Here is a 13,572-nt window from a genome sequence, read left to right as displayed (position 1 = left end):
CGCCGCCGGTCGGGCCGCGCGAGTGGCCGCGCCCGAGCGCCACGGCGTCCTCCAGCGCCGTGCCCGACCCGCGCGCCGGCCCGGGCGCCGCGGTGGACGCCGACCCCGCCACCGTGTGGACGGCCGACCCCGCCGACCCCGACCCGGTGCTCACCCTGAGCTGGGGCCGGCCGCTGACCGTCGACCACCTGCGGATCGCCCTGCCGCCGGGTACGGCCGCCGCGACCCCGACGGCCGTCACGGTCAGCGGCGGGGGCCAGCAGTGGACCGTCGGGCTGGAGCCCGACGGCACCGCCCGGTTCGCCCCGATCACCACCGACCGGCTCAGCCTGCGCTTCCCCCTCGCCGCCCCGCTGTCGTCGTTCGACCCCTACACCCGCGGCCTGGACGCGCTCGGCGTCGGCGTCGCCGAGGTGGAGGTCCCCGGTCTCGGCGCGCCCGACCCCACCGCCGCGGTCGAGGTGCCCTGCGGCAGCGGACCGACCGTGCGGATCGACGGGCGCGCCGTCCCGACCTCGGTGCGCACCACCGTGGGCGACCTGCGCGCGCTGCGCCCGGTGGCGGTGTCGCCGTGCGGCCCGAGCACGACCGGGCCGCTGGCGGCCGGCGAGCACACGTTCACCGCGACGGGCCCGCTGACCGGCGCCGCGGCGTTCACGGCGGTCTCGGCCACCCTCACCGACACGCGGGCGGCCCCGGTGGCCGCCGGCGCGCAGCATCCGGCCACACCCGTCTGGGACGTCGAGCACCGCGAGGTCGAGGTGCCCGCCCGCGAGGTCGCGACGCTGCTGACCGTGCCGGAGAACGCGAACCCGGGCTGGGTGGCCACCCTCGACGGCGCCGCGCTCCCGTCGACCACCGTCGACGGCTGGAAGCAGGGCTACGTGCTGCCCGCCGGCCCGGCCGGCACCGTCCGGCTCGACTTCACCCCCGGCCCGGCCTACCGGACGGCCCTGGTGGTCGGGGTGGTCGGCGTGCTGGTGGCGTTGGTGCTGCTGGTGGTGCCGGCGCGCGGACCGCAGCCGCCGCCGGCCCGCCCCGGACGCCGCCGCACCGGTGTCGTGCTGGCCGCGGTGGCCGCCACGGCCGTCGTCGGCGGGGTCGTCGCCCTGGCGGCCCTCGCGGTCCTGGCCTACCTGGGCGGGCTGGCGGGCGCCCGGCACCGCCGCCCGCTGCTGGGCGCCGTGGCCGCGGCCGGCGTGCTGGGCTGCGGGCTGCTGCTGGCCGCCACCGGGATGCTGCCGTTCGGGGTGGAGATGCCCGGCTGGCTCGGCGAGCCCGCCCGTCAGGTGCTGGGCGCGGTGGCGGTGGGCGCGGTGGGCGCTGCGCTGCTGCCGGTGCCGGCCGGGGCGCGGCGCCGGTCGGGCACCAGACCGCGCCAGCGGGTCATCAGCGGGCGCTCCATCAGCCGGTAGCTCGCCGCCGCGATCAGCGCCCCACCCGCCCAGCCCACCACGGCGGTCGACCAGACGTCGCCGGTGAACGTCGGCTGGTCGATCACGATGTAGTAGCTGTGCAGGACGACGAGGTGGAACAGGAAGATCCCGTAGGAGATCTCGCCCAGGTAGGCCATCGGCCGGCTGGACAGCGCCACGCGCAACCGGCCTTCGCGCTGCGGGCCGAACACCAGCGGCCAGACCACGAACGCGGCGACCCCGGCGTAGAGCAGGTTGCGCGTGACCGCTTCCGCACCCGACTGCTGGACCAGCCCGATCGCCCCGGCCACCGGCGTACAGGTGATCCAGAACAGCGCCCCGGCGATCGCCCAGCAGGTCCACGGGCTGCGGCCCAGCTCGTGGGCCACCCGCACCGGCCGCCAGGACGGCCCGGTGGCCACCAGCACCGCCATGCCCACCCCGACGCCGAACCAGCAGGCGAAGGCCGGCAGCCACAGGTTCAGCGGCCCGGTCACCCGCTCGTCGGCCTCGGCCCAGTACAGCCAGACCAGCCCGAGCAGCATCAGCGCGCCGAGCCCGGCCAGCACCCGCCGCGGGCGCCAGCGATCGCCCGACAGCCGCGCCAGGCCGGCCACCAGGAACGGCAGCACCAGGTAGAACGACACCTCGGTGGACAGGCTCCAGGTGTGGGTCAGGCCCTCGCGCAGCCAGCCCCAGCCGTAGATCTGGGCCAGCGCCACGTGGCGCAGCCAGTCGCCCGGGCTCGCCCCGTTCTCACCCGGGAACAGCAGCAGCGCCACGACCACGGTCAGCCAGTACACGGGCAGCACCCGCAGCGCGCGCCGCCACAGGTAGGCGGCGGTGCGCGGGCGCGGCTCGCCGTTCGCGACGGCGCGCAGCATCGGCAGCGCGAGCAGGAACCCCGACAGCGCGAAGAACAGCGCCACCCCGACGTCGAGCCGGGCGAAGAAGCGCCCGGCGCCGGTCTCGGCGTAGTTGCCGGTCATGAACGCCGCGTGGGTCAGGACGACGACGGTGGCCGCGATGGCGCGCAGGCCGTCGAGGCAGGGGTAGCGCCGGGCGGCCCCGGCGGCCGGCGCCCCGCCGGCGGCGACGGCGGTCACCGCAGCCCCGCCGGGACCGGCTGCGCGCTGCCGATCTCGATCTGCGGGACGCACACCGGCGCGGTGGGCGCGGCCAGCTCGACCGTCACGGTCGACACCGTGCCCGAGACCTGCACGAACACCTCGTGCAGCCCGGCCGGCATGGCCACCGGCACCCGCTGGTCGCCGGCCGCGATCCAGCCGGTGTTGTCGGTCGAGGACAGCCACACCACGCGGATCACCCAGCTCCACGGCCCGACCCCGCCGAACTGCAGCGGGACGGGAACCGGTCGGTCGAAGACGAGCCACCCGCAGTCCGGCGTGGGCCCGGGCACCGCGCTGGTGAGCGGCGGCACCCAGGCCGGGCGCACGCGGCCCTGCTCGTCGAGCATGGCGGGGGCCGGCGCGGACTCGCCGTCGTGCAGGAACCGCGCCTCCGGGGCCCCGGCCAGCAGGCTGGAGGCCAGCGCGTAGGGGCCCAGGACGTGCCACTGCACCGGGTCGGGGACGACGCCGTCGATCAGCACGGTGCCGGGGAGGCCGGCGAGGTCCGCGCGGGCCGTCTCGACGAACGGGCGGGCCGGGTTCTCGTGCCAGCGCTGCGCGTAGTTCACCGTCGACACCACCGAGCCGGTGGCCAGCAGCAGCACGACCACCCCGCCGGCCGCGACCGGCAGCAGGCGCCACCGGCGCAGTGCGGCGCCGAGCGTCCTCGCCGCGGCCGGCAGCCGCAGCGAGCGCTCCCGCAGCGCGGTCGGCGCGTCGCGGACCGGCAGGAAGGCCAGCGCCAGGCACAGCGCGCCGACCATGGCCACGTCGGTGAAGTAGCGGTACTCGCGGGCCAGCGCGAACGGCCCGATCAGCTGGGCCCGGCTGGCCGAGAGCAGCACGCACGTGCCCGCCACGTAGAGGGCGAGCAGCACCCACGCCCGCACGGCGCCGCGCCTGCGCAGCACCGACACCACCACGACGACGGCCGCGACCGCCATCGACAGCCACTCCAGCACCGCGGGCGGGTCGGCGATGGCCAGGGTCGGCGGGAAGTCCTCCCACGTCCACGGCCCGCCGACCAGCCCGGGCAGCACCGAGCGCTGCAGCGCAGGTCCGACCAGGTCGCCGATGTCGGACAGCGTCGGCGTGCCGACGATCGGCGAGGTGACGTTCAGGACGTAGTACGCCGAGTACGCGCCGCCCAGCACCCCCAGCCCGAGCCAGGCGATCCGGTGGCGGCGCAGCGTCTCGCCCAGCCGGGCGAGCGGGCCGCCGGTGGTGAACCAGAACAGGGTCAGCGCCACCAGCAGCGGCAGCGCCAGCAACGTCTTCTCGGAGAACAGCAGCCCGGCCGCGACCGCGACCGCGACGCGCACCGCGTCACGCAGGTCGTCCGAGCGCAGGTAGCGGACGTGGTAGTGCAGCGCCAGCAGCACGGCCAGCTGCATGGGCAGCTGGTTGAGCGCCGCGGCCCACCACAGGAACGCCGGCAGCGTGATGGAGCTGGTGACGTAGAGCGCGAAGGGCACCAGCACCGCCGGACGGCGCCCGAACAGCAGCACCAGCAGCCGCAGCAGCGCCACGTCGATCGCCAGCTGCTGCAGCAGGCCCAGCACGACCACCGCGGGCCAGCTCAGCGGCGCGACCCCGGTGAGCGCCTCGACCAGCGCGAACGAGCCCGGCATGACGTGACCGTTGTAGGCCTCGAAGATCCGCAGGTCGAACGGGAGCGAGACGGCCCGATCGATGAAGATGAAGTCGTCGAGCAGGTAGAACCCGCCCGCGGCGGCCCACCCCCGTAGCACGAGCTGGCCCAGCACGAGCAGCGCGGCGATGGGCAGCACCAGCGACCCCGGATCCTCGCGGAAGCCCTCGACCCGGCTCCGCAGGGGCCGTGAGGGGGCCGGTCCGGCTGCGTCATCGGTGGCGACAGCGGTCATCGGTGCTCCGTTTCGGCGGGGCGACCGGTGGAGCCTACGAAGGGAAGTTACCCATCGGTAGGTCCGTTCGGAGGCAGTCCGCCTCCGCTTGCGGGTGCCGGATCGCGTGTGATCCTGGTGCGGGGTCGGGGGGGGGGGGGGGGCCCCCCCCCCCCCCGGGGGGGGGGGGGGGGGGGGGGGGGGGCGGGGGGGGGGGGGCGCGGGGCGCCGGGCGGCGCGCCGCGCGGGCCCCCCCCCCCCCCCGCCGCCCCCCCCCCCCCCCCCCCCCCCCCCCCCCCCCCCCCCCCGGTCGGGGGTGGCGGTGTCGGACGACGCGCTGGTGGAGCTGGGGGCCGCGGGGCTGGCCGGGCGGATCGCGGCGCGGGAGGTGTCCTGCGTGGACGTCGTCGCCGCGCACCTCGACCGCATCGACGCGCTCAACCCCGCGGTCAACGCGATCGTGGCCCGCCGCGACCGCGCCGAGGTGCTGGCCGAGGCCGCCGAGCGCGACCGCGAGCTCGACCGCGGCGACCCCGCCGGACCGCTGCACGGCATCCCGATGGCGATCAAGGACCTGGCCGAGGTGGCCGGTCAGCCGTGGACCGCGGGCTCGCCGGCCTTCCGCGACCGGGTCGGCCAGGTCGACGACCCGTACGTGGCCCGCATCCGCGCGGCCGGCGCCGTGCTCGTCGGGCGGACGAACGTGCCGGAGCTGGGCCTGGGCTCGCAGAGCTACAACCCGGTGTGGGGCACCACCACCAACCCCTACGACCCCACCCGCACGGCAGGCGGCAGCAGCGGCGGCGCGGCCGCCGCGCTGGCGCTGCGGATGCTGCCGGTGGCCGACGGCAGCGACTACCTGGGCTCGCTGCGCAACCCCGCCGCGTTCTGCAACGTCCTCGGGTTCCGCCCCACCCGCGGCCGGGTGCCCCAGCGCGGGTTCGTCGCCCAGCTCTCCGAGGTCGGACCGATGGGCCGCTCGGTCGCCGACGTCGCGCTGCTGCTCTCGGTGCTCGCCGTCCCCGACCCCGCGGCGCCGCTCGGGCGCACCGACCGGCTCGACCTCACCGACCTGCGCCCGGCCGACCTGCGCGGCCGCCGGGTCGCCTGGGTCGGCGACCTGGGTGGGCGGCTGGCCACCGAGCCCGGGGTGCTGGCGCTGGGCCGCGCCGCCGCCGACGCGCTGGCCGGACTGGGCGCCGAGGTCGTCGACCTGGTCCCGGCGTTCGACCTCGACCGGCTCTGGTCGGCGCTGCTGGTCTGGCGGTGGTGGGGGATGGTCGACAAGGCCCCGCTGCTCGCCGACGGCGTCCGCGAGCTGGTCAAACCGGAGGCCCGCTGGGAGATCGAGCGGGGACTCGCGCTCACCGCGGCCGACATCACCGACGCCATGGCCGTGCGCGACCAGTGGTTCGCCGAGGTCGCGCGGCTGTTCGGCACCGTCGACGCCGTCCTCGCCCCGAGTGCCCAGGTGTTCCCGTTCCCGTCCGACGTGCACTGGCCCGCCGAGATCGACGGCCGCCCGATGGACACCTACCACCGGTGGATGGAGACCGTCGCGCCGTGGTCGATGGCCGGTGTGCCGGTGCTGGGGATGCCGGCCGGCTTCGACGCGCGCGGGTTGCCGGCGGGGGTGCAGTTGATCGGTGCGCCGGGGGCGGATCGGTGGGTGTTGGAGGTCGGCTCGGCGTACGAGGAGGCGACGGGGTGGGTGGAGCGGGTGCGGCCGCCGGGTCTTTAAGGCACTGCCGCGCGGTTCCGCTCCGCGGCGCGGCGCACCTGCGGTGGCTCGCAGAGGTGGTGGTGTCCGCGCAGCGTCAGGTGGGTTGTCGCAGCCCGCCGGCGGGCTGCGAGCACACGTCCTGGGCTGCGAGGCACGCCCAGGTCCGCCGGGCGGTCGCTCGGTCCGGGACGGGCCCGTGGGTGGACCGTGCACACCGGCCGGCGCTGTGCGCACCGTGCTCGCAGAGGAGGTGGTGTCTGTGCAGCGTCGGGTGTGTTGTCGCAGCCCGCCGGCGGGTTGCGAGACCATGTCCTGGGCTGCGAGGTGCGGCCAGGACCCGGCCCCGGGGCGTGCCGAGTGGTTGGTGACGCGCGTCCCGCGAGCCCGACCGTTGCTGCCGCGCGGCTTGCGCTCCTCGGCGCGGCGCGCCTGCGGTGGCTCGCCGAGGTGGTGGTGTCTGCGCAGCGTCGGGTGGGTTCTCGCAGCCCGCCGGCGGGCTGCGAGACCACGTCCAGGGCTGCGAGGTGCGCTCTCGGGCCGCGGGGGCGGTCACTCGGCCCGGGGCGGGCCCGTGACCGGCCGGCGCTGCGCGCACGGTGGCTCGCAGAGGTGGTGGCGGCCGCGCAGCGTCGGGTGTGTTGTCGCAGCCCGCCGGCGGGTTGCGAGACCACGTCCAGGGCTGCGAGGTGTACCCAGGACCGCCGGGTCCGGGGCGTGCCGAGTGGGTGGTGACGCGCGTCCCGCGAGCCTCGACCAGTGCTGCCGCGCCGCTTCCGCTCCTCGGCGCCGGCGCGCCTGTGGTGCGGGTCGGCTTGCCATCGAATACCCACCCCGACCAAGCACACGGTCGATTCACCGCTCCAGTTCGAGGGGAAAATAGGCAGACCGCGGGGCAGTTGCGGGCGGCGTTGGGGCGGGCGGTGATCGCTGCTGATCCGGCGGGTGCGGCGGTGCGGCAGGAGAGGGCGCGCGCCGATCGGCGGGTGGCGGTCAACCCGGAGCCGGAGGGGATGGCGTCGTTGTGGGCGTTGCTGCCGGCCCCGGATGCGATCTCGGCCTTCGAGTGGTTGACCCGGCTGGCCCGCGGGATAGGCGCGGAGGACCCGCGCGGCATGGACGCCCGACGGGCGGACCTGCTCACCGCGCTGCTGACCGGGCGGCTCACGGTGGCCGGGCCCGACGGGGCGGACGCGGGTCAGGTCCCGATGCCCGGGCCGGTGAGTCCGGGTAAGCCGTTGGTGCAGGTCGTGGTTTCGTTGGACACCCTCACCGGTGCGGCCGAGCATCCGGGTGAGTTGGTCGGGTACGGGCCGATCCCGGCCCCGTTGGCCCGAACGATCGCCGCGGACGGGGTGTGGAAACGGTTGGTCACCGATCCGCTATCGGGGGCTTTGTTGGATCACGGGCGCAGTACGTACCGGCCGCCCGCGGCGTTGGCGGATTTCGTGCGGGCCCGGGATGTGCACTGTCGCCATCCCATCTGTCGGCGCCGGGCGATCGACTCCGAGTTGGATCACACCGTGGCCTTCGCCGGCGACGGTGGTATCACCGCGGCGTCGAATCTGTATGGGGTGTGTGTGCATCACCATCACCTCAAGCACGACGCCCCGAGCTGGTCGGCGCGCCAACACGACGATGGGCGGATCACCTGGACCACCCCGACCGGGCGGTCCTATTCCAGCGATCCGCACGACTACCGCATCGAAGACAGACCGGATCTCATCGCGCACGTCGTGGCCGAGGCCGAGCGGCGGCGTGCCCGACCACCGGACCAGCCCCCGCCGGCCACGGAGACCGAGCCACCGTTCTGATCGGTGGGCCCGTCCGGGATTCCTAGCCCTCCAGGAACAGCGCGGGCAGCCTGCCGGCGCGCACTGCGGCGACCAGCGCCGCGTGGTCGGCTTCGGTCTGGTCGGCGTAGGCGAGCGCGAACGCGGCCATGGCCCGGTCGAACCGGGGGCCGTGCTCCGAGCCCGGTGCTCCGTCGCAGTAGCCGGCGAGGATGCGCGGGTCGGCCGACTGGGCGTGCGCGCGGGCCAGCACCGCTCCGACGACGCGGGCGTAGTCGTCGAGTTGGTGGGGGCGCAGCAGGACCGGGTCGATGCTGCCCTTCATGTCGCGGAACTGGCGCACCAGGAACGGGCGGCCCTCGATCGTCGTCCAGCCCAGGAAGATGTCGCTGACGGTCTGCATCCAGCGCTGGCCGTGCACGATCCGCTCGCCGTCGTGCGCGTAGGGCGTGGCCTCGGCGTAGGGGGCGAGCGCGGACGGCCCGGCCTGCTTGACCTGCAGGACCAGCGAGTCCTCCCCGTTGCCGTGCAGCAGCACGACGTAGCTGCGCCGCCCGACGCTGCCCAGGCCGACGACGCGGTGCGCGATGTCGGCGACGGCGTAGCGCGACAGGAGTTGGCGCAGCTCGTCGTTGAGGCAGCGGTGGGCGTAGTCCTCGACGCCCTCCAGCACCGCCCGCGCGGTGGCGTCGTCGATGCGGGTGAGCACGGGCGGGTCCTCGACGAACCGCCAGCCGGTGTGCTCGGCCGGCTCGGCGAACTTCTCCACGACGCGGCGGCTGGTGTTGCGCCGCGCCTTCTTGCCGATCCGCTTGAACACCGGACCGAGGTCGTCGATGTCGAAGTGCTCGACGGTCTTCTTGTCGGTGGTGAGGTAGTAGGCGTCGAGCACGGGCAGCGCGGCCAGCTCGCGCAGGGCGGCGCGGTAGGTGCGGGCGCAGTCCGCGGCGGCGGTGGCGGCCTCGTCGTCGCGGGCGCCGGCCTCGCGCGCCGCCACGACGATGCTGGCGACCAGCCGCTTGAGGTCCCACTCCCAGGGGCCGACCAGGGTCTCGTCGAAGTCGTTGACGTCCGTGACCAGGCGTCGCTCCGGCGAGGCGTACAGGCCGAAGTTGGACGCGTGCGCGTCGCCGCAGATCCAGGCCGTGACCCCGGAGGTGGGGGAGCCGGCGAGGTCTGCGGCCATCAGACCGGCGCTGCCGCGCAGGAACGCGAACGGCGAGGCGGCCATCCGCCCGACCCGCAGCGCGATGAGGTCGTCGACGCGCCCGGCGTTGGTCCGCTCGACGAACTCGACCGGGTCGGGCCGGTCGGTGCGGGGCGCGTAGGCGCTGAACGCCGCGGACGGGGTCGCCCCCCGCAGTTCGACGCCCTTGGCGCGCAGCGCGGCGGGGTCGGTGAGCGCGCCGAAGACGCGGCTGTCGAAGCGCCCGCGCGGGGTGTCCTCGGCGGGGGTGACACCGGTCGGCGGGGTGCCGTCGGGGCGGCTGCCCGCCGGGTCGAGTGGCGGCCGGTCCCGGGCGGTGGTCGCGCTGTCGCCGTCGGGCGCGGGAACCGGGGCTGCGGTCACACCGAAGATCGTACGGCCGGTGCTCAGGTGATCTGCCCGGTGAAGAAGACGGGCTCGTTGAACTCGGCGGTCACGGCGATCTGCAGCGGCCCGGTGAGGTCCTTGGGGGCCTTGAACCGGGCCGGGTACTCCAGGGCCTGCCCGGGTGCGACGTCCTGGGTGACGAGCCCGGTGCCGTCCAGCACGATCCGCTCGACGGGCCGGCTGGCCACCGTGGCGTTCACGGTCACCAGTGCCGCCGCGACGGGGTGGTCGGTGCCGTTGAAGACCTTCACGGTGACCGCGAAGGCCCGCTCGGTGTCCGGGTCGACGATGAAGCGGTTGTCGACCGCGTGCGGCACCGGCACGGACACCGACAACCCGAGCCCGGACTTGTAGCTGAACGCCTCACCCAGCGCGACCGTGCCGCCGGCGCGCTCCTCCTGGACCTTCTCGGCGCTCGCCCCGATCAGCGCGACGCAGGACCCGATCAGCACGAGCGGCAGCCCGACCAGGATCGCCAGCACCAGCGGCCACCGGCTGCGGGGTCGCGGAGCGGGCGCGACGCGGCGGGGAGGGGGCGGCCGGCGCTGCGGGTCGTCCCACTGCTGGTCCCACTGCGGCTGCGGGTGCTGCGGCTGCGGGTACGGCTGTCGCGGTGGGGGCACGGCCCCGTAGCCGCTGGGCGGCCCCGGGGGACGGCGGGGCTGCGGGGGCGGCGGCGGCCAACCCTGGTGCCCGTGGGGAGCGGGCCGGTACTGCTCGGGGTTCACCTGGCACGAGTCGCGCTCCGCGGGGAGCTCGTTAACACGGCGTTCACTTGGCCTACCTCACCTTGACCACCCGCCGCGCGTGCGCCCGGCTCACTCGGCCGGGCGCAGGTACGGCTGTGACTCGACGAGGCGGGCGGCCTGCCGGAGCTCCTCGGTGGTGAGGTGCTCCAGCCACGGCGACCGCGGGGGCCCGGCGATGTTCTGGCGGGCCTGGAACATCAGGCGCTCGCCGCTGACCGGTGGGTCGATGCGGTGGTAGGGCCGCGGGTCGGTGTCCGGGTCGGGGGTCCAGCCGCGCAGCAGGATCACCTCGCCGGGGACGGTGGTCCATTGGTCGACGACGTCGTCGGGGTCGCGGCTGGCGTGCACGGCGAACGTGGCGCTGCCCCGCAGGGTGACGATCGCGATGCAGGTGGCGTAGTAGCGCTGGTCGCGGTGGGGCGGCAGCCCGTTGCCGCCCGCCGTGTAGCGCTGGTAGCTGACCTCGTTCGGGGCGAACCCGGGCAGGCCGTGCTCGGCGGCGGCGCGGGCGAGCCAGGCGGCCGCGTCGCGCGTGGCGCCCGGCTCGTCCCGTGCGGCCAGCGCCAGCGCACCGCCCTTGCGCTGGCTCCACAGCCGGAACTCGTAGCGCTGTGCGTCGGCGACGAGCGCGTCGGCCAGCGCCGTCGGGAACCCCGTCCTGAGCACCGCGTACCCGTTCTGCACGCGTCCATCATCCCCAACCGGGCGCGGACGCGGGCTCGGCGAACCGAGGTCTGCGCCGGGTCGTGAAGCGCGGACGGCCCGGCACCGGTCGGGGTGCCGGGCCGTCGGTGCGCGACGGGTCAGACGTCGACGCCGTAGTCCTTCGCGAGCGCCGCGAGGCCACCGGAGTAGCCGTCGCCGACGGCGCGGAACTTCCAGTCGTCGCCGTTCTTGTACAGCTCGCTGAAGATCATGGCCGCGGCCGTCGAGGAGTCCTCGCTCAGGTCGTAGCGGGCGATCTCGGTGCTGTCGGCCTGGTTCACCACGCGGACGAACGCGTTGCGCACCTGACCGAAGGTCTGGCCGTTGGTCTCGCCGTCGAAGATGACCACGGCGAAGACGACCTTCTCCAGGCCGGCCGGCAGGTTGGCCAGGTCGACCTTGATCTGCTCGTCGTCGCCCTCGCCCTCACCGCTGCGGTTGTCGCCGGTGTGCTGGATGGCGCCGCCCGCCCCGACCAGCTGGTTGAAGAAGATGAAGCCGTCCTGGCCGAGGACCTTGCCGTCGGCGCCGAGGCCCAGCGCCACGGCGTCGAGGTCGAACTTGGCGCCGTCGGTGGTGCGCGCGTCCCAGCCGAGGCCGACGGTGACCGCGGTGAGCGGGGCGGCACCCGGGGTCTTGGCGACCTCCTTGGTCAGGCTGATGTTGCCGCCCTTGGTCAGGCTGACGGGCATGCGATCCCTCGTTTCCTCGTCTGCTACGGCCGTTGTGCCGGGAGCGCGACGACTCTAGCCAGCCGATCGGAGGCGTCGGGTAGCGCCCACCTGGGCTGAGTATGTGGCGTCAGGCGCAACGAAAGCCGTGATGCGCAACTGGGCATTCCCCGATGGTGGTCGGTCCGGTTACCGTGGTACAGATCACCCCGGAGCTTTGGAGCAGGCTGTGCCCTTCCCGTCCGACCTGCAGATCGCCCGCGCGGCGTCGCTGAAGCCCATCGAGGACGTCGCCGCCGCGATGGGCATCGGTGCCCACCTCGTCGAGCCGCACGGCCGCGACGTGCTCAAGATCCGGCTGGAGGCGATCGAGGAGCTCGCCGACCGGCCCAAGGCCAAGTACGTCGTCGTCTCGGCGGTGACGCCGACCCCGCTGGGCGAGGGCAAGACGACCACCACCGTCGGGCTGGGGCAGGCGATGAGCCACATCGGCCGGCGCGCCACGGTCGCGATCCGCCAGCCCTCGATGGGCCCGACCTTCGGCATCAAGGGCGGCGCGGCCGGCGGCGGCTACGCCCAGGTCGTGCCGATGGAACTGCTCAACCTGCACCTGACCGGCGACTTCCACGCGGTCACCGCGGCGCACAACATGCTCTCCGCGCTGCTGGACAACCACCTGTTCCAGGGCAACGCCGCGGGCCTGGACCCGCACGACATCACCTGGCGGCGCGTGCTGGACGTCAACGACCGGGTGCTGCGCAACGTCATCGTGGGCCTGGGTACGCGCCTGGACGGCGCCCCGCGCCAGACCGGGTTCGACATCACCGCGGCGTCCGAGGTGATGGCGATCTTCGCGTTGGCGAAGTCGATCCGCGAGATGCGCGAGCGGTTCGGGCGCGTCGTGGTCGGCTACACCGGCGACGGCAAGCCGGTCACCGCGGAGGACATCGGCGGGGCGGGCGCCATGACGGTGATCATGCGCGAGGCGCTCAAGCCGAACCTGCTGCAGACCCTGGAGAACACCCCGGTCCTGGTGCACGCCGGCCCGTTCGGCAACATCGCGCACGGCAACTCCTCGGTCGTGGCCGACCTCATCGGCATCCGCGGCGGCGACTTCCTCATCACCGAGGCGGGCTTCGGCGCGGACATGGGCGCCGAGCGCTTCTTCAACATCAAGTGCCGGGCCTCCGGGCTCACCCCGGACGCCGCGGTCGTCGTCGCCACCGTGCGGGCGCTCAAGGCCCACTCCGGGCGGTTCCGGATCGTGGCGGGCAAGCCGCTGCCCGACGACCTGCTCGCGGAGAACCCCGACGACGTGCACGCCGGTGCGGCCAACCTGCGCAAGCAGATCGAGAACATCCGGCTGCACGGCGTCTCGCCCGTCGTGGCGATCAACGCCTTCCCCGACGACCACCCCTCCGAGCACGCGGCCATCCGCGAGATCGCCGAGGCGGCGGGCGCGCGGGTGGCGGTCTGCCGGCACTTCGCAGAGGGCGGGGCGGGGGCCACCGAGCTGGCCGAGGCCGTCGCCGAGGCCGCCGACGAACCCACCGACTTCCGGTACCTCTACCCCGACTCGGCCAGCCTGCGGGAGAAGATCGAGACGGTGGCGACGCGGGTGTACGGCGCCGACGGCGTCGACTACGACCCGCGCGCGGCCCGCCAGCTCGACCGCTACGAGCGCAACGGGTTCGGCGATCTGCCGGTCTGCATCGCCAAGACCCACCTGTCGATCTCCTCGGACCCGGCGCTGAAGGGCGCGCCGACCGGCTGGCGGATGCCGGTGCGGGAGGTGCGGGCCTCGATCGGCGCCGGGTTCATCTACCCGATCTGCGGCGAGATGCGCACGATGCCGGGGCTGGGCGCCGACCCGGCCGCGCACCGGATCGACATCGACGAGAACGACGAGATCGTCGGGCTGTCCTGAGCC

The 13,572-nt window shown here is 75.0% G+C and carries 9 protein-coding genes and 1 pseudogene; 4 read left to right on the top strand and 6 right to left on the bottom strand.

Annotated elements, in window-relative coordinates; translation table 11 throughout:
* Window positions 1-59: 59 nt before the first annotated feature.
* A pseudogene (locus KIK08_RS42350) lies at window positions 60-371 on the top strand (hypothetical protein); the annotation flags it as partial.
* A gap of 914 nt (window positions 372-1,285) precedes the next feature.
* On the opposite strand, the gene KIK08_RS12395 reads toward KIK08_RS42350, so the two are convergent.
* Window positions 1,286-2,521, bottom strand: a complete 1,236-nt coding sequence (locus KIK08_RS12395; protein ID WP_214403230.1) for an acyltransferase family protein — start codon at window positions 2,519-2,521, stop codon at window positions 1,286-1,288.
* Window positions 2,518-4,431, bottom strand: a complete 1,914-nt coding sequence (locus tag KIK08_RS12390) for a hypothetical protein (protein ID WP_214403229.1) — start codon at window positions 4,429-4,431, stop codon at window positions 2,518-2,520. The genes KIK08_RS12395 and KIK08_RS12390 overlap by 4 nt, the downstream gene beginning before the upstream one ends.
* A gap of 295 nt (window positions 4,432-4,726) precedes the next feature.
* Here KIK08_RS12390 and KIK08_RS12385 point away from each other — a divergent pair, with 295 nt between their 5' ends.
* Both KIK08_RS12385 and KIK08_RS12380 read left to right on the top strand, forming a co-directional pair.
* Window positions 4,727-6,151 (top strand): amidase, encoded by a 1,425-nt coding sequence (locus KIK08_RS12385; protein WP_214403228.1) that lies wholly within the window; start codon window positions 4,727-4,729, stop codon window positions 6,149-6,151.
* A gap of 578 nt (window positions 6,152-6,729) precedes the next feature.
* On the top strand, window positions 6,730-7,944 hold the full coding sequence (locus tag KIK08_RS12380; RefSeq protein WP_308257603.1) for an HNH endonuclease: 1,215 nt from the start codon (window positions 6,730-6,732) through the stop codon (window positions 7,942-7,944).
* 22 nt (window positions 7,945-7,966) lie between these two features.
* On the opposite strand, the gene KIK08_RS12375 is transcribed toward KIK08_RS12380, so the two are convergent.
* The 4 genes from KIK08_RS12375 to KIK08_RS12360 form a co-directional block, all read right to left on the bottom strand.
* Window positions 7,967-9,493 carry a DUF2252 domain-containing protein gene (locus KIK08_RS12375; RefSeq protein ID WP_308257602.1) on the bottom strand — a complete coding sequence of 509 codons (1,527 nt, stop codon included), beginning with the start codon at window positions 9,491-9,493 and terminating at the stop codon, window positions 7,967-7,969.
* Window positions 9,494-9,516: 23 nt separating this feature from the next.
* Window positions 9,517-10,140, bottom strand: a complete 624-nt coding sequence (locus KIK08_RS12370; protein ID WP_214403226.1) for a hypothetical protein — start codon at window positions 10,138-10,140, stop codon at window positions 9,517-9,519.
* Between the two features lie 195 nt (window positions 10,141-10,335).
* Entirely contained in the window at window positions 10,336-10,950 is a 615-nt protein-coding gene (locus KIK08_RS12365; protein WP_214403225.1) for a hypothetical protein, read from the bottom strand.
* A gap of 119 nt (window positions 10,951-11,069) precedes the next feature.
* The gene (locus tag KIK08_RS12360) at window positions 11,070-11,663 is read right to left on the bottom strand and encodes a TerD family protein (protein WP_214403224.1); all 594 of its coding nucleotides are present in this window, start codon (window positions 11,661-11,663) and stop codon (window positions 11,070-11,072) included.
* Between the two features lie 208 nt (window positions 11,664-11,871).
* Here KIK08_RS12360 and KIK08_RS12355 point away from each other — a divergent pair, with 208 nt between their 5' ends.
* Window positions 11,872-13,569 carry a formate--tetrahydrofolate ligase gene (locus KIK08_RS12355; RefSeq protein WP_214403223.1) on the top strand — a complete coding sequence of 566 codons (1,698 nt, stop codon included), beginning with the start codon at window positions 11,872-11,874 and terminating at the stop codon, window positions 13,567-13,569.
* Window positions 13,570-13,572: the final 3 nt, after the last annotated feature.

This window comes from Pseudonocardia lacus, assembly GCF_018531445.1.
Lineage (GTDB): Bacteria > Actinomycetota > Actinomycetes > Mycobacteriales > Pseudonocardiaceae > Pseudonocardia > Pseudonocardia lacus.
The sequence above is the reverse complement of the archived record's forward strand: the minus strand, read 5'-3'. Positions and strand labels throughout refer to the sequence as shown.